Origin of the sequence: Steroidobacter sp. (assembly GCF_036402275.1) — a bacterium.
Taxonomy (GTDB): Bacteria; Pseudomonadota; Gammaproteobacteria; order Steroidobacterales; family Steroidobacteraceae; genus Steroidobacter.
The window spans coordinates 267,776-289,503 of sequence record NZ_DASWTF010000002.1 but is presented as its reverse complement, the minus strand read 5'-3'; the positions used below and the strand labels follow the sequence as shown (position 1 = coordinate 289,503).

The window sequence follows — 21,728 nt, the reverse complement described above, 5'->3', positions numbered from 1 at the left end:
GAACGGCGTTGGACATCCAGAAGCGCGTTGAACGGAAACTGATGCTGCACGTCGCGAGCCTCGTGTTTCTGTTGTATTTCTTCTTCGCGATAGATCGCGGCAACATCGGCTTCGCAGCGTTGCAGATGAATGACGCGCTGGGCTTGAGCGCCGAAGTCTTCGGCTGGGGCTCGGGACTGTTCACGCTGGCCTACCTCTTGTTCCAGGCGCCGAACGCCGAGCTGTTGCGGCGGCTCGGCGCGAGCCGCGGTTTCGCAATCATCGCTTGCGCTTGGGGCCTGGTGTCCACTTCCACGGCGTTCGTGCCGGATCAGCAGTGGTTCCTGGTGAACCGCTTCGCGCTGGGTTTGGCGGAGGCGGGCTTTCACGCCTTCATGATTTATTACATCAGCCTGATTTTTCCGAAGCGCGTGCGCGGCTTTGCGGTCGGTGTGAGCTTCATCGCCGTGCCTTGTTCCATGATCGTGGCGTCGCCGCTGTCGGGCGCGTTGCTGGATGTGGACTGGGCGGGTTTTCACGGTTGGCAGTCGCTGTTCATCCTCGAAGGCGTGCCTTCCATCGTCATGGGCCTGCTCTGTTTGAAGCTGATTCCAGACACGCCCGCGGACGCGAGATTCCTCACGGAGGAAGAGCGCACGTGGCTGATCGGCGAGTTGAGCACAGTGAGCGACAAATCGGCGGAGCCCGGCGCGCTGCGTAACATCCGCGAGGCCGCGTTCAATCCGCTGGTGTGGGCGCTCGGGTTCGTGCTGTTCACGATGGTCCTGGCCATCAATGTCATGACGATCTGGATGCCGCTGATGATTCGGCAGGTGTCGGGCGCTGGCAATCTCGCAGTGGGGGCACTCAACAGTCTGCCGTGGATCACGTTCAGCATCGGTTGTCTGATCGCCGGCCGCAGCTCGGACAAGGTGAAGGATCGAGCCACGCCGCTGCGGATCTCGGTGGCCATCGCGACTTTAGGATTCTTTCTCTCGGCCGCCTTGCAAGAGGGACACACGACCTTCGCATTCGCTGCGTTCCTGTTGGCCTGTCTCGGAGCGGGCGGAGCGCAGGGCGTGTTCTGGGCTTTAGCCATGCAGTTGCTAGAAGGGCGAGCTGCTGCTGCCGCGTTCGCCATGATCACCGTGGTGGGCAGCGGCTCGGGTGTGTTCGCGCATCCAATGATTGGCAATCTGCACGATTCGACGGGATCGTTCGGCGGCGTGGTCTGGACGCTGGCCGCGTTCTATGTGGCAGCGTTCGGCACGCTGCATTGGATTTCGCGCGTGAAGACTCCCGACACGCCGGATGATGCTTCGAACGGGCTGCAGCCGAACGCGGCGAAGTAATCCATGACAGACTCCAACTCGCTTTCCAGGTCACTGGCGTCGTACGTAGTCTCGACGCGCTACGAAGCGATTCCACAGCACACGAGGGACATGGCGAAACGATGCCTGCTCGACGGCCTGGGTGTATCGCTCGCCGCCACGGGCCTCGCCAGCGTGTGCCGGCCGTTTGTGGAATATGCCGTGGAGCAGGGCGGACATTCGCAGAGCACTGTCTTCGCGACCGGCGTTCGAGTACCGGCGGCCATGGCTGCCTTTGCGAACGGAGCGCTGGCGCATGCGCTGGATTTCGAAGATGCGCACGACAAGTCGTTGCTGCATCCGAATGCCCCAACGATTCCTGCAGCGCTGGCGGTCTGCGAAGCCTTCGGGCCCGTCGAAGGTAAGGAACTGATTGCGGCGGTAGTTCTCGGTTGCGATATCGCTTGCCGTCTGAGTCTCGCGTTACGCGTGCCGCTGGATGAGTATGGATGGTATCCGCCACCGATGATCGCGGCTTTTGGTGCCACGGCGGCCGTAGGTCGGCTGCTCAAGCTCAACGAGCAGCAATTGATCGATGCGTTCTCTCTCACGCTCGGCCAAGCCACATGCAGCGCCGAGCTGAAGTTCAGCCCGCATTCCGACATTCGCGCCGTGCGCGATGCCTTCCCAGCGCAGATCGCCGTGACTTCAGCGTTGCTTGCTCGCAAAGGGGTGCGTGGATTCGATCGTCCCTTCGAAGGTCGGGCGGGGTTCTTTGCTATGTACGCGCGAGGGGCGTATGCGCCGGAAGTGCTCACCCAGGCGCTCGGGGAACGCTTCGAGATCGATGAGATCTCGTTCAAACCGTACCCGTCCTGCCGGGGCACGCATGTGTACATCGAGGCGGCAGCGCAACTGGTTCGCGATCATCGCATCGAGCTGAGTGACATCGTCAGCGTCGATCTGGTCGGCAGTCGTCTCAACTTGATGCTCGCCGAGCCCGTCGCTCAGAAGCAGCGGCCGGCGACGGCAATTGACGCCAAGTTCAGTCTGCCGTTCACCGTCGCGACGGCGTTGCGACGGGGAACGGTGACGCTCGATGACTTCACCGATCGCGCGTTGAGTGATTCGTCCGTGCTCGATCTTGCCAGTCGTGTGCATTACACCGCTGATCCCGCGCGTGCGTCGTCAGGGCCGGATGTACTGCGAGGCTCCGTCGAGTTGGAGTTGAGAGGAGGTCCAAGAGTGCAGCTCGAGATCGACGTGCCCTCCGGCAGTCCCGGACGACCTGCCTGCGACGCCGCGCTCATCGACAAGTTTCGTGACTGCTGCCGACGCGCCCGATCCGAACCCAATGCATCCACAGTCGACAGGTGGATAGAGCGCATATCGACCCTGGAATCGATCGCCGATGCTGGCGAGCTCTCGCGTTCGCTTTAGCTCGGCGCGTTTTTGCAAAAAGTCCAGCTGGGAGTCAACACCCGTATTTCTCCCCATGCGAGGTCGTGCTGCTCGGCGATAGTGTCCACGGCTCGAGGACAGCTAACAAACGTCCGATGAGCGTACCCGAGTGGCAATTCTTGCCCGATAGTCTGGACAATCCGCAAGAACATCGGCGCACCGGATGGTTGCTCCCTGGCATCGTCGCCCTGGGGATTCTTACGCTTGGAGCCGGCGTCACGGCAGCCTTCGTGTTGTCGATGGAGCAGGCGGCGATGACGCTCACTCGCAGCACTCTGGAGGAGCGCGCAACTCACAGCGAGCACGCCATCGAAGAGCGACTGTTGGCGTGTGAGGCCGTGCTGCGCGGCGGTGCCGGTTTCGTCGACAACGCCTGGCCCATCACCGAAGAGGAGTGGCAGCGCTTCTCCCGGCCTTTGAATCTGGCCAAGGTGTTGACCGGAGTGCAGGGCTTCGGATTTGCAGCGGTCGTCGACAAACTCGTGTCATGGCAGCTGAGTTCCCTACCGCAGGGATTGTGGAGCAATCCGGCCGGTCGTGGCGATCACCCGCAGACCGCCATTCTTTATCTCGAACCGCAAGATGTGCGTAACAAGCACGCGCTGGGCTTCGATATGGCCAGCGAGGCTGTGCGCCGCGCGGCCATGGAGCGCGCACGCGATGAAAATGTCGCGGCCGTTTCCGCCAAAACGACACTGGTGCAGGAGATCGACTCGACGCCGCAGCCGGGCTTTCTCATGTATGTCCCGGTGTATCAGCGCGACTTGCCCGTTTCCACAGCGGCCGATCGGCGCAATGCGCTGCTCGGGTATGTGTATAGCCCGTTTCGCGCGGGCGATTTCATGGAAAGCGTGTTCGATGCCGATCCCAAAGACGTGGAGATCGAAGTCTACGACGGTCGGCAGGTGCGGGCCGCTTCATTGATGTATCGGCGCCCGCCCGAGGAGGCGGCCGTCGCGGAGTCGATGTTTGTGCTTCGTTACATCGTGGTCGGCGGTCACGGCTGGACGCTGCGGCTCGCCGCGGCTCCTTCCATGATCAGGGACAGTCAGTGGGTTCCTGTGTGGATGGTATGGGTTGGGGGCACGCTCGGTACGTTGCTGCTGAGCGGGCTTGGGTACGCGATGGCTCGCAGCAGGCAGGCGTTGCGTGAACGTGTGCTCGCGGATCAGCGATTGTTGGAACAGGAACGGGATGCCGCCACCATCCTGGAGAATTCGCTGGAGGTGTTCATCGTCATCGACGAGCAGGACCGGATCCTGGAATGGAACAAACAAGCGGTGCAGACCTTCGGCTGGAGCCCGGGCGAAGTGCTGGGTCGGCCGCTTGCCGACGTCATCGTGCCGGAGCGCTTGCGTGAGGCGCATATGGAGGCGGTCAAGACCTTTCATACTCGACGGCACACTGTGCTTGGTAAGCGAGTGGAAATGCCGGCGCTACGGAAAGATGGGGCGGAGATCGTCGTGGCGATCTCGATTGCTTCGACATTGCGGCGTGGGAAGACCGTGTTCTTCGCGTCGATGCGGGATATCACTGCGCGTCGGCAGCAGGAAGAGGAGGTGCGGCAACTCACTGCGACGCTGGAGTTGCGTGTTCGCGAGCGCACGGAGGAATTGGAAACTGCGAATCGGCGTCTCGAAGTGGCGTATCGAGATTTGGAGGCGTTCACGCGCAGCGTGTCGCATGACTTGCGTGCGCCACTGCGAGCGATCAAGGGATACGCGTCGTTGCTGACGGAAGATCTGGGTCAGTCGGTGTCGGTCAAGACTCAACGCGATCTCGATTCGATCCTGACGACTACCAGGCGCATGGACGCCATCATCGATCATCTCTTGAAGCTCGCCTCGGTCTCGCAACGCGAGCTGCAGACGCAGGAGCTGCAGTTGGGTGAGTTGATGCGACAGGTCGTCGCGGAGGTCGGGCCGCAGCCGCCGACTCAGATTCATGTTTCCTTGCCGGCGGCTTGCGTGCGTGCGGATCCGGGGCTGCTGACATTGGCCTTACGCAATCTCATTTCCAACGCCATCAAATTTTCGCAGACTCGGTCGAGGCCGGAGATCTGGGTGGGGGAGACTGAGGTCGAAGGGGCGCGCACCTACTTTGTTCGTGACAACGGCGTCGGCTTCGATCCCAGATATTCACCGCGCCTGTTCGGCGCGTTCCAGCGCCTGCATTCGGAAAAGGAATTCGAAGGCACCGGCCTGGGGCTCACCATCGTAAAGTCCGTGATGGAAAAACACGGCGGCCGCGTCTGGGCCGAGTCCCAGCCGGGCGGGGGCGCGACGTTTTATTTCTGCCTCCCGTCTTGTTAGTCGGCCTTCCGCCTAAAGTTTACTGCTGAGTCGCGAGGAAATTGTCGAATGCCGTGTGCGATTTGTACATGGCCAAACCGTAGCGGCCTTCCGGGTGGGAGCTGTCGGTGGTTTCCATCAACATTTCGTCGCCAACATAGACTCGCAGCGAAGTACCGATCGCCTCGAGCCGAAGCTGATACCACTGCCCAACCGTCAGTGTGAAAGGCACGGTGCGCAGATTGACGATGCTCCCGTTGACCAGCTTGCGAAGGGACAGAGAGTTGTCGTTACGCAGCGTGACGTAATAGTAATTGTTGTCATCGACGTACCTTGCGATAACGCCGAACCATCGACCAGCCCCCGCGCCGAAAGCGAGCGGGCGGGCTTCGACTTGCACGGTCTGATCGCGCGTCTTCACGCCGGTGATCGAGCGGGCGCCGCCGGCGACGGAGGATTGTTCGTAGAGATGGTTGAAGCCGCTGCCGTCGGGATTGACGAGGCTCCACTGGCCCTCGCCCAGCTCCGTCCAACGCTCCTCGGGCAGGCGTTCGAAGTTGTCGTCCAGCAACGCCAGCAAAGGCGTCGGGCTCAGCACGACGTTGTCGAAGTCCGCGGCCATCTTGTAGCTCATGAAGCCGGCGCTGCCATGGGTGAGCGAGTCGTCGGTCACTTCGGTGATCTTGCGCCCGTTCTCGAAGATGGCGATCCGCGTGCCGATGGCTTGCAGGCCGATGCGATAGTTGCGGCCGAGCTGGAACGGCATGCCGACCGCACTGAGCGACGTAAACACGCCGTTGACGATTTTCTTCAGTTCCAAAATGCCCCGGCTGCGCGCCGTCACGTAGTAATAGTTATTGGCGTCCTGATAGCGCACCACCAAACCGACCCAGCGATCGTTGCCATCAAGCGCGCGCGGTCGAATATCCGCTTGTATGGATTGATCGCGCCAATCGAGATTCGTACGCAGGGCCGCAGCGTTGCCGGCCACACTCGACTGTCGATACACGCGGCTCACGCCCGACGTGACCACGCTGAAGCTGCTGCCCGCCTGCGGCGTCCAATTGGCTGCACTGCCCGAGTTGAAGTTATCGTGAATACGCGCCGGCAAACTGAGATCCGTGGGCAGGTCGAAGAAATAGACGGAGAGGCGCGAGGCGGCAGCGACCGTTCTGCCATCGATTGCCGCATCGATACCGAGCTGATCGTTCGGGGCCGCATCGCTCGCGAGCAGGCGCGCCACCTCGGTGAACGTGCCATCGGAATTGCGCCGTTGGATTTCCACAGAACCGGCCACCAGACCCCGTTGCGGATCGTTGGTGTGTGGAATTGCAATCAGGCCGCCTTCGATATCGAGATTGGTCGGGCCCAACGTCATGAAGAGATCCGCGGGCGCGAGCGTGGCGGTGTAGTTCCAGCCCGTCGCAGTGCTGTAGTTGAAGGCGCGGACGCCGGCGTCGTCAGCTGCGAGCAGAGTATTGCCTTCGAGCGCCACCGCATATCCGAACGAGCTGCTCGGTGTGAATGGACTGGTGACGATGGCTGTCGGCGTGCTGGTCCTCAGCCCGTCGTACACTTTCACATTGCTGGTGTACTGGGGCCCGATGCTGCCGGCCAGTGGATTGGCGAGCACCATGCGCAAGCCGGAAATATCCACGTCCTGGCTGACGACGCTGCAGTCGCTGGTGGGGCTGACATCGGCCAACGTCTGCCATCGGCCGGCCGAGTCCCTGGCATACGAGCGCATCTGGCACATCCGTCCACTGAGCACGATGTTGTTGCCCTGATCGATCTCCACATCCAGCGCCTCGGTCGTGCCGTCGAAGCTGGCCGTCAAAATCCACTCGGCGCCGGAGCGCTCGAAGATATGCACCAGGCCGAACACGACCACGGCCAGGTTGCCGTCCATGGCGATGGTCACGGGATCGACGCGATTGGTGGTTCCGACCTGGGCCATGGATTCATGCAGGATGCCGGCGTACTGCCAGGGCGCCGTGCTGCTGGCCCGTTCGAACCTGTAGACCACCGAGTGTCGAAAAGTGCCTTGTTCGAGCTCGACCAGGCGATGAGCGAGGGCCAGCAGACTGTTGCCGCTGAAGGCGATTCGGGAAATGCGCTGGTCGGTCGCGCCGGGAATCGTCACCTTGGCGTGCTCCTGCACCACGCGCGCGGCGGCTAGGATCGGAGGGGGCGCCAGCAGGAGTGTAATAAGAAGCGACGACACAACACGGAAGGCCAGATTCCGGGGCGTCATGGCGGCTCTCCATTGCTTTTCCCAGCGTCTTTGCCGGGGATCGCATGCAAAGCGCGGCGCTCGAATCCGGGGTTCCCTCCGACGTCGAAAAATGTTAGCAGCGGGCCGGGGGCCGGGTGAACTATCATCCCGCCCTGAATGAGGAGGGCGATCGGGTCGATGAGGACGGGTTCACGGGACGGGCAGGAAACGGAATCCCTGCGCCAACTCACGGAAGTGGTGCGAACGGAATCCAGCGACGGCGCCAGATTGGTCTCGAATCTCGAGGACAATCCCATTTGCCGTGTGACGCTGGATGCGGCGGTGCCGTGCATCTTTGTGACGTGGCAGAGGTACGCGACCAGCGCGCAGCTGCGCTTCGTCCACGAGCAGATGTTGCAGCTGTTGCGCCAGCAGGGGTTACGCAAGATCCTCGGCGATGACAGCTCGCTTGCGGTCATTCATGTCGACGATCAGGTCTGGATCCGCGAGGATTGGATGCCTCGGGCGGCTCGGGCCGGGCTCAAGGCCGCGGCGAGCAAGTGCCCTTACGCATTTTTCGGCAAACAGTCGGTCGCCAACGTCCAATCGGGCGCGCCGTCGGGTTTGCTGCTTCGGTCCTTCGATTCCCTGGACGAGGCGAGGACCTGGTTGCGCGGCCTGTGATCGGGCCGCATCGAATTCAGAATATTCCGAGTCGTCGATGTATCAACAGTCCACGCTGTCGCCCGCCTTATTGACCAAAGCTCTGTTTCGCGCGGTGGAGCAGTTGAAGCTTGCCGCCGAGTTGCCCGCGATGCTGGGCGCTCAGCCCGAGGAAATTGCTCAGTTGCAATCGGGTGCGCGCCTGTTGGATCCCCAGCGGCAGGAGTGGGAGGAGGCGCTGAAGATCGTCGGTCTGTTTCGAACGATCATCGAAGTGCTTGGCAACGTGGAGCGCGCGAAAGCATGGCTCGGCACAGCGAACGATGTGCTGGGTGGGCGGCCCGTCGATCTGCTCGTCACCCAGGACGCCGAGTTGGTACACCGTTATCTCAAGTCGGTGCGCAAACATGAGCTGCGCATGCCGCCGCCGCACAGGCGCGAGCACTGATCACAAAGTGAAGCGGTAGCCGACGCCGTAAATCGATTCGATCAATTCATCGCCCGGATTGGCCTGCTGCAACTTGCGTCGCAGGTTTTTCACGTGACTGTCCACGGTGCGGTCCGTCACCACGCGATGATCCTCATACAGCGTGTTCAATAACTGCTGACGAGAAAACACGCGGCCCGGGGAGGCGGACAACGCCTTGAGCAGGCGAAATTCGACGGGCGTGAGATCCAGTGTCTGTCCATTCAGCACCGCCTTGAACTGGTTTTCATCGATGCTGAGCTTGGAATTCACCTGCGCCTGAGCCTGCTGCGGCGTCCGGCGCAGAATCGCTTTCACTCGCGCCACGACTTCGCGAGGGCTGAAGGGCTTGCAGATATAGTCGTCGGCGCCGAGCTCCAGCCCGAGCAGCCGGTCGATTTCTTCGACACGCGCGGTGACCATCACGATCGCGATGTTGCTGAAGGCGCGCACGTCCTTGCAGACTTCGAGGCCGTCGCGGCCGGGCAGCATCAAATCGAGCAGCATCAGATCGAAGTGCGATGCCTTGAGCACGGGCACGACTTCGCGTCCGTCACCGACGATCTGCGTGTGATAACCCGCCGATGTGAGATAGTCCGCGAGCAGCTGCGCGAGCTTGGGCTCGTCCTCGACGATGAGAATCCTGGCCTGTGTAGCACCGTCGCTCATATCACACCTGCAGATCTCTGAGCCTCGGTAAACGGATGCTAATCAGCAATCCACCGAGCGGTGCGGCGCTGGCGGCGATCTTGCCGCCATGAGCTTCGACGATATTTTGGCAGATCGCGAGCCCGAGCCCTGCGCCGCCGTGCGAACGATTGCGCGAGGCTTCGGCACGCACGAATCGTTCGAAGATGCGCGGCAGGATATCGGCCGGGACGCCTGGCCCGGAGTCTTCGATTTCGACGAGCACTTCGCCATTCACAGTCCGGCAGCCGACGCGCACCGTGCCGCCCGTTTGTGTGTAACGCGCGCAGTTCTCGAGAAGGTTGTTGAACAGCTGCTGCAATCTGCCTTCGTCGCCGTTGACGGGCACGGATGGCGTGATATCTGTTTGCACCTTCAAACCTCGATCGGCGAGGCGTTGCTGGAAGGCCGCGAGCGTGGTCTGCAATACCTCGTCGATCTCGACCTCGGTCATGCGATAGCTCAGCGCACCGATGTCCGACAGCGACAGATCGTACAGATCGCTCACCAGCTTGTTGAGCGTTGTAACTTCCGATTGCAACGAAGCGAGAGTCGCGGGGGTCATGCTCCGGACGCCGTCTTCGATGGCTTCCAGCTCGCCTTTGAGCACCGACAGCGGCGTGCGCAGCTCGTGCGACACGTCCGCCATGAACGAACGTCGCAGCTGTTCGTTATGCGCCAGCGCCTGGGCGAGGCGATTGAAGTCTTCCGACAAGCCGCCGATCTCGTCTTTCGATGTGACCGGGATGCGCACGCTGTAATCGCCGCTCGCGAGGTTGTGAGTCGCGGCCGTGATGCGCTTGAGCGGCGTCACCAGCAAACGAGACAACCACCAGGCGGCGAGGGCGGCGACGATGACCGTGGCCCAGCCGATCAGCCAGTTCTGCGTCAGCTGCCGCTGCTGAAAACGCACATCGGCCGCGGCAGTGGCTTGCTGATAGGGGATGAGAGCGAGCCAGCCCACGGTTCGACCGTCGACGTTGACCGGGCGCATGGGGGTGTCGGAGGGAATGTTGCGATTGCCGATGACGACTTCTTTATCTGCGTCCAAAAGGGTCAGCCGCAAGTGCACGGCGCTGAAGTCCACTTCGGAGAACTGCGGCGGGCTGTCACGCTCGCGGCGGCTGCGATTGTCGAGCAGGCGATACCAGGCGCGCGGATTGTGATGCAGGAATCTCCAGCTGCCCTCGGTCTTGTAGGCCTCGGCCAACCGGACGACGACTGAATCGGCGTAGGCCGCGCTCTGCTCGTTGAGGTAGCCGATGAAGCCACGCGTGAAGCTGATGCGCGCGGACACGCCCATGGCCGCGACGGTGGCAATGCTGATCGCCACCAGGACCAGGAACAGCTTGGTCGAAATACTCCATCTCATGGGGCGGCATTAAGACCTGTCTACCCCGGGCGGGCAAGACTTGGGCGCTGACTCCACAAAGTCTTCAATTTTCCTCCACGTTTGCCGCCCAAGCTGATCCCCATGGAAATCAAGGCGGGCAGAGGTTCGGACATGAAGCAGACAGGGTCACGCGCTGGCGTCTTGGGCGGCTGGCGCAAGGTGGGGCTGCCGGCGGTGCTGACCGCCGCGGTGGTGGCGGGCGCCTGTCATTACATAGGCCAGGACGATGAGGCGGGGCTGCAGACAGTCACCGTGACTCGCGGCGATCTGCAAAAAAGCATCACCGCCGTCGGCTCCATCGAACCCAAGGATTATGTCGATGTGGGCACGCAGGTGTCGGGCCGCGTCATGAAGATTCATGTCGATATCGGCGACCGCGTCGCCAAGGGCGATCTGATCGCCGAGATCGATCCCACCGTGTACGAGTCCACCGTTCGAAAGGATCGCGCCACGCTGGAGAATCTCAAGGCGCAGTTGGAACAACAGCTCGCCGAATCCGCGCTCGCGGCTACTCAGTTGAAGCGCAATCAGGAAATGCGCGCCGCAGATGCGGTCAGCCAGACCACGGTGGATGAGGCCGACGCGCAGGCCAAAGTCGCGGCGGCTACTGTGAGCGCCACTCGCGCACAGATCAGAGCGTCCGAGGCGACGCTCGAAGGCGACCTCGCCAACCTCGGCTACACCAAAATCTACGCGCCGCTCGATGGCACCGTGGTTTCGCAAACCACGCTCGAAGGCCAGACGGTGAACGCTTCGCAGTCCGCGCCCGTCATCGTGCAGGTGGCCAACATGGATGTGATGACGGTGTGGGCGCAAGTCGCCGAAGCCGATGTGAGTCGCATCACCGTCGGCATGCCGGCGCATTTTACGACGCTCGGCATGCCGGACAGGAAATGGGAAGGCAAGGTGCGCGCGGTGTATCCGACGCCCGAAGTAGAGAACGACGTGGTGCTCTACAACGTGCTCATCGACGTCGACAACCGTGAAGGCCAGCTGTTGCCACAAATGACAGTGCAGGTGTTCTTCACGCTGGGTGAAGCCAAAGACGTGCCGCTGGCGCCGATCAACGCGCTGCAAGCTCAACATGACGCGGGCGGCAACGCATACAAGGCGAAGGTGCTCACCGACGACGGCGTCATCGAACGTGACGTGAAGATCGGACTCACCAATCGCTCCATGGCTCAGGTCGTCTCCGGATTGTTACCCGGAGATCAGCTGATCGTTGCGAACGCCGTGCCGCCGGCGGGCGGAGCAGCGCAGGGCGGACGTATGCGGCAGATGGGACCGCGGCTCTAAACGAGAAATCGAGAAGACACCATGGATACTGAAGCCCCGTTGATCCGGGTCGTGGACGCCAGCCGCGTCTACGTCAGCGGCGATAGCGAAATCCGCGCGCTGGATCATGCCTCGCTCGAGATCCGGCGTGGCGAATTCGTGGCCATCATGGGCCAGTCAGGATCTGGTAAGTCGACATTGATGAACATCCTGGGCTGTCTCGATCGTCCCAACGAGGGTCGCTATGAAGTCAATGGCGTGGATGTAGGCACTCTGGATCCCGATGAGCTGGCCGCCTTGCGGCGGGACACGTTCGGTTTCGTGTTCCAGCGTTACAACTTGCTCGCGACCGTGACGGCGGCGGAGAACGTCGAGCTGCCCGCGATCTATGCAGGCGTGCCGCAGGAAGCTCGCAAGGCTCGCGCGCGCAGTCTGCTTGCGAAGCTCGGCTTGGGCGAGCGCACCGATCATCGGCCTAATCAGTTGTCTGGCGGCCAGCAGCAGCGCGTTTCCATTGCGCGCGCGCTGATGAACGACGCCGAGGTGATTCTGGCGGACGAGCCTACGGGCGCGCTCGATAGCCGCAGCGGCGCCGAAGTGATGGCGTTGCTCAAACAGCTGCACTCAGAAGGTCGCACTATTATTTTGATCACTCACGATGCGGCCGTGGCGGAGAACGCCGAACGCGTCGTGCACATCAAAGACGGCCGGATCGTCGACGACTCCGGAGTGAAGCGCACCGCGTCTGGCGCCGTCAGCGAGCGCGCGTTGCAGGCGGCGAAGGCGGGCTGGCTCGACGATCTGCAGGAAGCCATGAAGATGGCCCTGCGCTCGTTGCGTGCGAATAAGTTTCGTAGCGCGCTGACATTGCTGGGCGTGATGATCGGCGTGGCCGCCGTCGTCACCATGCTGGCTATCGGCAACGGTAGTAAGGAAGCGGTGATGAAACAGATCGCGGCCATGGGCAGCAATCTGCTGCTCGTGTTCCCAGGAGCGCCGGGCACTCGTCCGTCAGGTGACATTGCGACACTCGTGCCCGCGGATGCTCAGGAGATTGCGTCGCTGGATAACGTGGTCGCGGTGTCGCCGGAGCGGAAGACGCGAGCGACGCTGCGCATGGGCTCGGTCGACTATCAGAGCAATATCACTGGCGTCTGGCCCGCCTATCAAACGACTCAGAACTGGCCGATGGCCAGCGGCACGTTCATCACGGAAGACGACGTTCGCAGCTACGCCACTGTCATCGTGCTCGGCAAGACCGTCGCCAAGAATCTGTTCCCGGACAATGACAACCCGGTGGGACAGTTCATCCTGGTGTCGAATACGCCGTTCGAAGTCATCGGCGTGCTGGACACTAAAGGCGCGAACGCGTTCGGCTCCGACATGGACGATGCGGCGTTCGTGCCGCTGTCGACCGGCTTCAATCGCCTGTTCGGTCAGCAGTATCTCGGCTCGATCAACGTGAAGCTCGCGGACGACGAGAAGACCGCGGTGACGCAGGAGGAGATCCGGCAGTTGCTGATGGCCCGCCATCACCTCGAGGACTTCCAGATTCGCAGCACCAGCTCGTTCATGGCCGCGGCGGCCTCGACGCAGAACACGTTGACGCTGCTGCTCGGCTGTGTCGCGGCGATCTCGCTGATCGTGGGTGGCATCGGCGTGATGAACATCATGCTGGTCAGCGTGACGGAGCGGACACGTGAGATCGGCGTACGCATGGCGACTGGCGCGCGAGCGAGCAACATCCTGCTGCAGTTCAATACCGAAGCGCTGGTGGTGTGCGGCATCGGTGGATTGATCGGTGTGGCGTTGGGCTTCACTGCTGGATTTGTGGCGCGAGCCCTTGGCACCAACGTCGCCTTCACACCGACGCCTGCGCTGCTTGCGCTCGGCTCGGCGCTGCTGACTGGCGTGCTGTTCGGGTATCTGCCCGCGCGTAAGGCGGCATACATGGACCCGGTGGTCGCTCTGGCATCGGAGTAAAGAATATGAAAGTGCATACCTATGTGAAACGCGCTTTAGCGATTGCCGTAGTGGGCGTGCTCGCGGGCTGCAGCCTCACACCGCAGTACCAGCGGCCGAATGCCGACCTGCCGGAGTCCTGGGCCGAACAGAAAGTTGCCGTCAGCAGCAACACGCCGACCGAGTGGCGTGAGCTGTTTCAAGACGCAGAGCTGGAACAGTTGATGGCCGAGGCGCTGGCGGCGAATCACGATCTCGCTGCCGCGGTGACTCGCATCGAGCAGGCGAAGGCGACTGCGAAGATGGCCAGCAGCAGGCTGTTGCCATATGCGTCTGTGTCCGTGGCAGGCTCGCGTCAGCGGGAGATTGGTGGCGATCACAATCTCGCTTCGTCCGATGATTCGCAGCTCTCGGTGAGTTACGAGTTGGACCTCTGGGGTGCGAATCGAGCCAACGTGCAGGCCGCCGCGGCGCGAGTTGCCGCTCGCGAGTACGACATGGAGAGCACCAGGCTCGTGCTCCAGGCCGACGTTGCTTCTTATTATTTCCAGACGCTCGCGCTCAAGGATCGACTGGCGATCGCGCAGAAGAATCTGGAAGCGGCGCGCTCGCTCATGTCACTGATCGAGGTTCGTTACTCCAGCGGCGCCGCGAGTGGCCTGGATGTCGCCCAACAGCGCACGGCCTTGCTCAACATCGAAGTAGAAGTGCCAGAGCTGCAACAGAGTCTGACCGAGACTCAGAGCGCGCTGGCGTTGCTGCTCGGTCGCGTCCCGCAGGCTTTTGACGTTCGCACGCAGTCGCTCGCCGATGTGATTCCGCCTGCGCTCGCTGCCGGCCAGCCTGGCGATCTGTTGCAGCGTCGGCCCGATGTTCGTGCGGCTGAAGCCGACCTCCTTGCCGCGAATGCCGACATCGGCGTGGCGCGGGCCGCGCTTTATCCGAGCATGGAACTGAGCGCCACGGGTCTCGTGACGAATTGGCTGACCGGCGGATCATCGACGGTGGCTGCTCTGACAACATCTCTAGCGCAAGTCTTGTTCGACGGCGGAGAACGTAGCGGCCAGGTGCAGCTCGCGGACGCCACGCGTCGCGAGCTCGTGGAAACCTATCTGCAAACCGTGCTCACGAGCGTGAAGGAAGTGAACGACAGCCTGAAGGCTGTCGCCACGGCCGAGCGCAGGGCCACGCTGCTGACGCAAACCGTCGAGCAGGCGCAGTTGGCCCTGCGGCTTGCCACGACGCGCTATCAAGCGGGCTCAGATGATTTGCTGACGGTCCTGGAAAGCCAGAGCTCGCAGTTGAACGCCGAGGATTCACTGGTGCAGGCCAAGCTCGCCCGGGTGAACGCCTCGATTACCTTGTTCAAGGCGCTGGGCGGCAGCTGGTCCGCGACGTAGCACGCGGCTGCACGTGACCCTTTTGTGACCGCCCCATTGTGACCAGAATGGCCAGGCTGTTTACGAACGGGCCGGCCACCAACTACAGTGGGGCGTGAGCACCACTCCCGCGAGTCCCATCGATAACGCTGCCCAGCCGTCGCTGCCGCTGCATCCCATTCGCTTTTCCGAAGCATTCAAGGTCTGGATGCGCATCGGTTGGCTCAGCTTCGGCGGCCCGGCCGGCCAGATCGCGCTCATGCACCGCGAGCTGGTCGAGCACCGTAAGTGGATTAGCGAGTCGCGGTTCCTGCATGCACTGAACTATTGCATGTTGCTGCCAGGGCCCGAGGCGCAGCAGCTCGCGACATACATCGGCTGGCTGTTGCATCGAACCTGGGGTGGCATCGCGGCCGGCGCGTTGTTCGTGTTGCCCGGCTGCCTGGCCATGCTGCTGTTGAGCTGGTTGTACGTGCGCTACGCCGGCGTGGCGGCGATGACGGTGGTGTTCTTCGGGCTCAAAGCGGCGGTGCTCGCAATCGTCGTGTCGGCCGTGATGCGCATCGGCAGCCGCGCGCTGAAGAATCGTTTCATGATCGGCATTGCCGCCGCCGCTTTCATCACGATTTATCTATTTCATGTGCCGTTTCCATTGCTGGTCCTCGGCGCCGCGCTGATCGGCTTGTTCGCAAAGAATCACGTCGCCGCGAGCTCGCATGGCGACGGGTCGAACGCAGCGGAGGACGGCGACTATCTGGTCGAGCGCATGCACGAGCAGGGTCAGCTTGCTCACACTCAGCCATCGGCGCGTCGAGCGATCGTCATGACGCTTGCGTGCCTGGCGTTGTGGTTTGCTCCTGTCGCCGTGATCGCCGCATGGCTGGGTTCACAGCATGTGCTCGTGCGTGAAGGGCTGATGTTCAGCCAGACGGCCGTGGTCACATTCGGTGGCGCTTATGCCGTGCTCGCGTACGTGGCGCAGCGGGCGGTCGAACATTTGCACTGGCTGCAGCCGGGCGAAATGATCGATGGCCTGGCGCTGGCGGAAACCACGCCGGGGCCGCTGATCATGGTGCTGCAGTTCGTGGGCTTCCTCGCGGCATATCGTTTCGCTGCGCCCTTGGATCCGTGGGTGGCTGCGACGCTCGGCGCGTTACTGACGACTTGGGTGACCTTCCTGCCTTCGTTTCTTTTTATCTTTGTCGGCGCGCCCTATATGGAGTCACTGCGGCAAAATCACGCATTGAACGCGGCGCTGTCATGTGTCACCGCGGCCGTGGTCGGCGTCATCTTGAATCTGTCCGTGTGGTTCGCGACTCACACGTTGTTTGGCAATGTGAATCGCGTGAACCTCGGCCCACTGCAGCTCGATGCGCCAGAGTGGCCGACGGTCGAGCCGGGGGCGGTGTTGCTGAGCCTGGCCGCGTTCATTGGCTTGACGCGGTTCAAGCTCAGCATGGTGTGGGTGCTGCTTTACTGTGTGCTCGCTGGCGCAGCCTATTGGTGGCTGCGTTACGGTTAGCGAGCCGCAAGCTTCGCCGCGATTTCGGCGACATGGCGGCCTTGGAAGCGCGCGCCGTCCAGTTCGACCTTGGAAGGTTGTCGGCTGCCGTCGGCGCCGGCGATTGTGGACGCGCCGTAGGGCGTGTTGCCCATGACTTCGCTGACTCCCATCTGTCCCTGGAACGCGTAGGGCAGGCCGACGATGATGAAGCCGAGGTGCAGCAGCACGGGATGGAAAGTCAGGATGGTCGATTCCTGCCCGCCGTGCTGAGTGGCCGATGAGGAAAACACCGAGCCTACTTTGCCGACCAGCGCGCCGCTGGCCCACAGCGCGCCGGTGCGATCGATGAAGCTTTTCATCTGCGCCGTCATGTTGCCGTAGCGCGTGCCGGTGCCGAAGATGATCGCGTCGTACTGCGGCAGTTCTTCGACGGTGGCGATGGGCGCGGGCTGATCGAGTTTGTAGCCGCTCTTGCGTGCGACATCTTCCGGCACGATTTCAGGGACGCGCTTCACGTCCACCTGGGCGCCCGCGGAGCGTGCGCCTTCCGCCACGGCGTTCGCCATCTGCTCGATGTGTCCGTACGAGGAATAGTACAGAACCAGGACCTTGGCCATTTTGACTCTCCAGTGCGATAACTTCGTGGAACGCCGTGCCCATGCGTTGGTTCCACATTCGCCTGAAGGTTGCCTCATACAGGCAGGACGATGCTTGTGCGAGGTTGCTGTTTTCTGTGCAGTCCGTCGGAGCTCCGAGGGCGAGTTCCGTTATGAGCTGGCCAGGAAGTCCACCAACGGCACGCCTTCTTTGACCTGATCGCCGGCATTGCACAGGTAACTCACGACCTTGCCCTTGCCTGGTGCAAACACGGTGAGCTCCATTTTCATGGCTTCCATCACCAGCAGCGGCGCGCCCTTCGCGACTTCCGCGCCGGGCTCGGAGAGCAGGGCGATGATCTTGCCGGGCATGGGCGCGGTCAGGCCGCCGTGGGTCTCTTCCGTTTCCCCCGCATGGACCAGAGGATCGACATAGGTGAGTACATGTTGGAAGCCGCCGAGGAAGACATGCATTTGCTCGCCGGCTTTGACGACGGCAGCGTTGATGTGGCGTTGGCCGATATCGATGCGCAGATCGGAGTCGGACAGGCGCTGCACGCTCGCGGGCTGATCGCCGATGAGATATCCGTTTCCTGAGTAGCGAATAGAAACGTTTTTCGTCTGCTCGCCAGCAGCGAACTGCAAGGTGCGGGTCTGAGCGCCGTTGATGCGCCAGCCGTCGGTGGCGCTCCAGGGAGAAGCGGACTGGTTTTGCTCACGCTCAAAGGAAAGTTGCGCGAGGGCAGCCACCTGAAATACTTCGGGCGGCAATTCCGTGGCAGCAGGCATGAGCGCCGCGCGCTCACGCTCGATCAAGCCGGTATCCACACGGCCTTCACGGAACGCTGCGTGATCGACGAGACGCGAAAGGAAGTTCACGTTATGGCCGACGCCGACGATGCGCGTCTCCGCCAGCGCGCCGAGCATGCGCTCGATGGCAGCTTCGCGGGTGCGATCCCAAACGATCAGCTTGGCGATCATGGGATCGTAGTGAGGCGTGATCTCGTCGCCTTGTTCCACGCCGGTGTCGAGGCGCACATGCGCCGAAGGCGCAGGCGTCTTGAAACAGGCGAGCCGGCCGACGGAGGGCAGAAATCCTTTTTCAGGTTCTTCGGCGTAGATGCGGACTTCGATCGCGTGGCCGTTCAGCGGCACTTGCTCCTGAGTGAGCGGCAGATCCTCGCCGGCCGCGATGCGCAGCTGCCACTCGACCAGGTCGAGTCCGGTGATCATCTCAGTGACCGGATGCTCCACCTGCAGCCGGGTATTCATCTCCATGAAATAGAAATTGCCCGCCGAGTCGGCGATGAACTCGACCGTGCCCGCGCCGACGTAACCTACAGCGCGCGCGGCGTCGCAGGCGGCTCTGCCCATTGCCACGCGTTGTTTCGCATCGACGCTGGGAGCGGGCGCTTCTTCCACCACCTTCTGATGGCGGCGCTGCGCCGAGCAGTCACGCTCGTTGAGACTGATCGTGTGTCCCGCCTTGTCGGCGAACACCTGGATTTCGATGTGGCGCGGCTGGAGCAGATACTTTTCGATGAGCACATGATCGTCACCGAAGGAGGTTCGCGCCTCGCGCTGGCAGGAGGCGAGCGCCGCGGCGAACTCGTCTGGCCCGTTGACGACACGCATGCCTTTGCCGCCGCCGCCGGCGGACGCTTTGATAAGCACCGGATAACCGATGCGATCGGCTTCACGTTGTAGCAGCGACGGATCCTGATCCGCACCGTGATATCCAGGAACGAGCGGAACCTTGGCTTGCTGCATGAGAGCCTTGGCGGCCGACTTCAGGCCCATGGCGCGAATGCTGTGCACCGGCGGGCCGATGAACACGATGCCGTTCTGCTCGCAGGCTTGCGCGAAACTCTCATTCTCCGAGAGGAAGCCGTAACCGGGGTGCACCGCCTGCGCGCCCGATTGTTTGCAAACCTCGATGATGCGATCGATGCGCAGATAACTTTCACGCGAGGTCGCAGGGCCGACGCAATAAGCTTCGTCCGCGAGACGTACATGACGCGCGCCCGCATCGGCTTCGGAGTAAACGGCCACCGTGCGGATGCCGAGCTTGCGGCAAGTGGCGATGACCCGGCATGCAATCTCGCCGCGATTGGCGATCAGGATCTTTTTAAACATGTTGGGTCCTCGCCTTACATGCGGAACACGCCGAAGCGTGTCTCACCGACCGGAGCATTGGCCGCCGCGGCAAGACCGAGCGCCAGCGTGCGTCGCGTTTGCGAGGGATCGATGATGCCGTCATCCCACAGACGGGCCGTTGCGTAGTACGGACTGCCTTGCGTCTCGAACTGGGCGCGTGTCGGCGCCTTGAATGCTTCTTCCTCTTCGGCGCTCCATTGCTTGCCTTGCGCTTCGAGCGCGTCACGACGCACCGTCGCGAGCACGTTGGCCGCCTGCTCGCCACCCATCACCGAAATCTTCGAATTCGGCCAGGTCCAGAGGAAGCGAGGCGAGTAGGCGCGGCCGCACATGCCATAGTTGCCCGCGCCATAAGAGCCGCCGATCAGCACGGTGAATTTCGGTACTTGCGCGGTCGCGACGGCCGTCACCATCTTCGCGCCATGACGCGCGATGCCTTCGTTCTCGTACTTGCGGCCGACCATGAAGCCGGTGATGTTTTGCAGAAACAGCAGCGGCACACGTCGTTGCGAGCACAGCTCGATGAAGTGCGCGGCCTTTTGGGCCGACTCGGAGAACAGCACGCCGTTGTTGGCGATGATGCCGACTTTATAGCCGTACACGTGCGCGAAGCCCGTGACCAGCGTGTTGCCGAAGCGTGCTTTGAATTCATCGAAGCGTGAACCGTCGACGATACGAGCGATGACTTCGCGCACGTCGAAAGGCTTGCGCGTGTCCGCAGGGATTACACCGTACAGCTCTTCCGGGTCATACAGGGGATCTTCCACTGCTTGAGGCTGGAATGCGGTTTCGCGCGGACCGAGGTTGTTTACGATGCGACGAACGATGGCGAGCGCATGATGATCGTTCTCGGCCAGGTGATCGGCGACGCCGGAGATGCGTGTGTGCACGTCGCCACCACCTAAGTCCTCGGCGCTGACGACTTCGCCAGTCGCCGCTTTCACTAGCGGCGGGCCGCCCAGGAAGATCGTGCCCTGGTTGCGCACGATCACAGCCTCGTCGCTCATCGCCGGCACATACGCTCCACCGGCTGTGCACGAGCCCATCACGCAGGCAATTTGCGGAATGCCTAGTGCCGACAGGTTCGCCTGGTTATAGAAGATTCGCCCGAAATGTTCCTTGTCCGGAAACACTTCGTCCTGCATGGGCAGGAATGCGCCGCCGGAGTCGACCAGATACACGCAGGGCAGGCGGTTCTCACGGGCGATCTCTTGCGCCCGCAGATGTTTCTTGATGGTGATCGGGTAGTAGGTGCCACCTTTGACGGTCGCGTCGTTGCCGACGATCACGCATTCGCGACCGTTGATACGGCCGATGCCGGCAACCGCGCCGGCGCTGGCGACATCGCCGCCATACATACCGAGCGCGGCCAGTGGCGAGAACTCGAGAAACGGTGTGCCGGGATCCAGCAGCAAATCGATGCGATCTCGGACCAGCAGCTTGCCGCGAGAGGTGTGTTTCTGGCGGGCGCTTTCCGTGCCGCCGAGGGCGACAGTGGCCGTTTTCTCCCGCAGTTCCTCGACGAGCGCGCGCAACGCGGCGCTGTTGGCGCGGTATTCATCGCTGTTGGTGCGCAGCTTGGACGGAATGACGTTCATGGGCCCCCTGGTGATCCGGGCATCTTTCAGGCCGATTGTCTGGCTGAAAGCCAGCCGAATTGTAGAAGGGGCGGGCCAAGAAGTGAATCGGCATTCACAAAAAAAATAGGCATTCACTTCATGACGGAATCCGGGGTAGGATCCGGCCCATGAGCTACCGGCGATCATTCCTGATGGAGGAGCGGCTGGCCGATAATCGGCAGCGAATCCTGAAGGCCGCGCGCGCCCTGGTCGCCGAGGGTGGGTTCAATCACGCGTCCATCGCCGCGGTGGCCGCCAGCGCCGGGCTCTCGGCGGGCGCCATTTACCGTTACTTTCCGTCCAAGGCCGCGCTATTCGTCGAAGTGCTGACCAGCGCCATCGATCACGAAATCGCCATCCTGCAGGACATAGCGCAGGGCGAGGGCAATGTGACCTCCCGCCTGCGAGGCTGCGTGGAGTCCTTTGCCAATCGCGCGCTCGAAGGTCCCTACCTGGCCTATGCTTTCATCGCCGAACCGGCCGAGCAGGAGATCGACGAAGCTCGTCTGCTCGGTCGCAAACGATTCGGCGAAGTGTTCAAATCGCTGCTCATCGAGGGCATCGACGCCGGCGAGTTTCCGGCGCAGTCGGTCGATATCGGCGCGGCCTGTATCGTCGGCGCGTTTACCGAAGCGCTGATCCGGCCCATCGCTCCGCGTGCCAAGCGCGAGGGGCGAAAGGAACTGGTCGAGGGCATTGTCGCTTTCTGTTTACGCGCCGTCGGTGCAAATGCCTCTGTCAGGAAGGCCGGGCGGGGCGCCAGAGCCTGAG

Annotated in this window: 16 protein-coding genes; 10 read left to right on the top strand and 6 right to left on the bottom strand. The window is 62.3% G+C overall.

Annotation, left to right across the window (positions count from 1 at the left end; translation table 11 throughout):
- Positions 1-8: 8 nt before the first annotated feature.
- The 3 genes from VGD45_RS01350 to VGD45_RS01340 all read left to right on the top strand — a co-directional run bounded on the left by VGD45_RS01350 (position 9) and on the right by VGD45_RS01340 (position 5,062).
- Positions 9-1,331, top strand: coding sequence for an MFS transporter (locus tag VGD45_RS01350; protein ID WP_331153466.1), 1,323 nt, complete (start codon positions 9-11; stop codon positions 1,329-1,331).
- 3 nt (positions 1,332-1,334) lie between these two features.
- Positions 1,335-2,729: an MmgE/PrpD family protein gene (locus VGD45_RS01345; RefSeq protein ID WP_331153465.1), complete on the top strand. Its 1,395-nt coding sequence runs from the start codon at positions 1,335-1,337 to the stop codon at positions 2,727-2,729.
- A 116-nt stretch (positions 2,730-2,845) separates the two neighbouring features.
- Entirely contained in the window at positions 2,846-5,062 is a 2,217-nt protein-coding gene (locus VGD45_RS01340; protein ID WP_331153464.1) for a CHASE domain-containing protein, read from the top strand.
- 19 nt (positions 5,063-5,081) lie between these two features.
- Here VGD45_RS01340 and VGD45_RS01335 read toward each other — a convergent pair whose 3' ends face one another.
- A complete protein-coding gene (locus VGD45_RS01335) occupies positions 5,082-7,295 on the bottom strand; it encodes a hypothetical protein (protein ID WP_331153463.1) in 2,214 nt (737 codons plus the stop codon).
- Positions 7,296-7,454: 159 nt separating this feature from the next.
- Here VGD45_RS01335 and VGD45_RS01330 point away from each other — a divergent pair, with 159 nt between their 5' ends.
- Both VGD45_RS01330 and VGD45_RS01325 read left to right on the top strand, forming a co-directional pair.
- Positions 7,455-7,940 (top strand): hypothetical protein, encoded by a 486-nt coding sequence (locus VGD45_RS01330; RefSeq protein WP_331153462.1) that lies wholly within the window; start codon positions 7,455-7,457, stop codon positions 7,938-7,940.
- 37 nt (positions 7,941-7,977) lie between these two features.
- Entirely contained in the window at positions 7,978-8,367 is a 390-nt protein-coding gene (locus VGD45_RS01325; protein WP_331153461.1) for an MbcA/ParS/Xre antitoxin family protein, read from the top strand.
- On the opposite strand, the gene VGD45_RS01320 is transcribed toward VGD45_RS01325, so the two are convergent.
- Both VGD45_RS01320 and VGD45_RS01315 read right to left on the bottom strand, forming a co-directional pair.
- Entirely contained in the window at positions 8,368-9,054 is a 687-nt protein-coding gene (locus tag VGD45_RS01320) for a response regulator (protein ID WP_331153460.1), read from the bottom strand.
- Between the two features lies 1 nt (position 9,055).
- Positions 9,056-10,444, bottom strand: coding sequence for an ATP-binding protein (locus tag VGD45_RS01315; RefSeq protein WP_331153459.1), 1,389 nt, complete (start codon positions 10,442-10,444; stop codon positions 9,056-9,058).
- A 132-nt stretch (positions 10,445-10,576) separates the two neighbouring features.
- Between VGD45_RS01315 and VGD45_RS01310 the strand changes: the two genes are divergently transcribed.
- The 4 genes from VGD45_RS01310 to chrA all read left to right on the top strand — a co-directional run bounded on the left by VGD45_RS01310 (position 10,577) and on the right by chrA (position 16,603).
- Positions 10,577-11,761: an efflux RND transporter periplasmic adaptor subunit gene (locus VGD45_RS01310; protein WP_331153458.1), complete on the top strand. Its 1,185-nt coding sequence runs from the start codon at positions 10,577-10,579 to the stop codon at positions 11,759-11,761.
- Positions 11,762-11,782: 21 nt separating this feature from the next.
- A complete protein-coding gene (locus VGD45_RS01305) occupies positions 11,783-13,723 on the top strand; it encodes a MacB family efflux pump subunit (protein ID WP_331153457.1) in 1,941 nt (646 codons plus the stop codon).
- A 5-nt stretch (positions 13,724-13,728) separates the two neighbouring features.
- Entirely contained in the window at positions 13,729-15,102 is a 1,374-nt protein-coding gene (locus VGD45_RS01300; protein WP_331153456.1) for an efflux transporter outer membrane subunit, read from the top strand.
- A 94-nt stretch (positions 15,103-15,196) separates the two neighbouring features.
- A complete protein-coding gene (gene chrA / locus VGD45_RS01295; RefSeq protein WP_331153455.1) occupies positions 15,197-16,603 on the top strand; it encodes a chromate efflux transporter in 1,407 nt (468 codons plus the stop codon).
- Here chrA and wrbA read toward each other — a convergent pair.
- The 3 genes from wrbA to VGD45_RS01280 form a co-directional block, all read right to left on the bottom strand.
- Positions 16,600-17,202, bottom strand: a complete 603-nt coding sequence (gene wrbA, locus VGD45_RS01290) for an NAD(P)H:quinone oxidoreductase (protein WP_331153454.1) — start codon at positions 17,200-17,202, stop codon at positions 16,600-16,602. The genes chrA and wrbA overlap by 4 nt on opposite strands.
- A gap of 150 nt (positions 17,203-17,352) precedes the next feature.
- Positions 17,353-19,317 carry an acetyl/propionyl/methylcrotonyl-CoA carboxylase subunit alpha gene (locus VGD45_RS01285; protein ID WP_331153453.1) on the bottom strand — a complete coding sequence of 655 codons (1,965 nt, stop codon included), beginning with the start codon at positions 19,315-19,317 and terminating at the stop codon, positions 17,353-17,355.
- A gap of 14 nt (positions 19,318-19,331) precedes the next feature.
- Complete coding sequence (locus VGD45_RS01280) at positions 19,332-20,936, bottom strand: carboxyl transferase domain-containing protein (protein WP_331153452.1); 1,605 nt, start codon at positions 20,934-20,936, stop codon at positions 19,332-19,334.
- 149 nt (positions 20,937-21,085) lie between these two features.
- Here VGD45_RS01280 and VGD45_RS01275 point away from each other — a divergent pair, with 149 nt between their 5' ends.
- Complete coding sequence (locus VGD45_RS01275) at positions 21,086-21,727, top strand: TetR/AcrR family transcriptional regulator (RefSeq protein WP_331153451.1); 642 nt, start codon at positions 21,086-21,088, stop codon at positions 21,725-21,727.
- The last annotated feature ends 1 nt before the right edge of the window (position 21,728 follow it).

What these genes read in the sequence shown, in the direction of transcription:
- VGD45_RS01280 (WP_331153452.1), bottom strand. Translation starts at nt 20,936, where the DNA reads ATGAACGTCATTCCGTCCAAGCTGCGCACCAACAGCGATGAATACCGC.
- VGD45_RS01325 (WP_331153461.1), top strand. Translation starts at nt 7,978, where the DNA reads ATGTATCAACAGTCCACGCTGTCGCCCGCCTTATTGACCAAAGCTCTG.
- VGD45_RS01330 (WP_331153462.1), top strand. Translation starts at nt 7,455, where the DNA reads ATGAGGACGGGTTCACGGGACGGGCAGGAAACGGAATCCCTGCGCCAA.
- VGD45_RS01300 (WP_331153456.1), top strand. Translation starts at nt 13,729, where the DNA reads ATGAAAGTGCATACCTATGTGAAACGCGCTTTAGCGATTGCCGTAGTG.
- VGD45_RS01345 (WP_331153465.1), top strand. Translation starts at nt 1,335, where the DNA reads ATGACAGACTCCAACTCGCTTTCCAGGTCACTGGCGTCGTACGTAGTC.
- VGD45_RS01335 (WP_331153463.1), bottom strand. Translation starts at nt 7,295, where the DNA reads ATGACGCCCCGGAATCTGGCCTTCCGTGTTGTGTCGTCGCTTCTTATT.
- VGD45_RS01305 (WP_331153457.1), top strand. Translation starts at nt 11,783, where the DNA reads ATGGATACTGAAGCCCCGTTGATCCGGGTCGTGGACGCCAGCCGCGTC.
- wrbA (WP_331153454.1), bottom strand. Translation starts at nt 17,202, where the DNA reads ATGGCCAAGGTCCTGGTTCTGTACTATTCCTCGTACGGACACATCGAG.
- VGD45_RS01310 (WP_331153458.1), top strand. Translation starts at nt 10,577, where the DNA reads ATGAAGCAGACAGGGTCACGCGCTGGCGTCTTGGGCGGCTGGCGCAAG.
- VGD45_RS01320 (WP_331153460.1), bottom strand. Translation starts at nt 9,054, where the DNA reads ATGAGCGACGGTGCTACACAGGCCAGGATTCTCATCGTCGAGGACGAG.
- VGD45_RS01315 (WP_331153459.1), bottom strand. Translation starts at nt 10,444, where the DNA reads ATGAGATGGAGTATTTCGACCAAGCTGTTCCTGGTCCTGGTGGCGATC.
- VGD45_RS01340 (WP_331153464.1), top strand. Translation starts at nt 2,846, where the DNA reads ATGAGCGTACCCGAGTGGCAATTCTTGCCCGATAGTCTGGACAATCCG.
- VGD45_RS01275 (WP_331153451.1), top strand. Translation starts at nt 21,086, where the DNA reads ATGAGCTACCGGCGATCATTCCTGATGGAGGAGCGGCTGGCCGATAAT.
- VGD45_RS01285 (WP_331153453.1), bottom strand. Translation starts at nt 19,317, where the DNA reads ATGTTTAAAAAGATCCTGATCGCCAATCGCGGCGAGATTGCATGCCGG.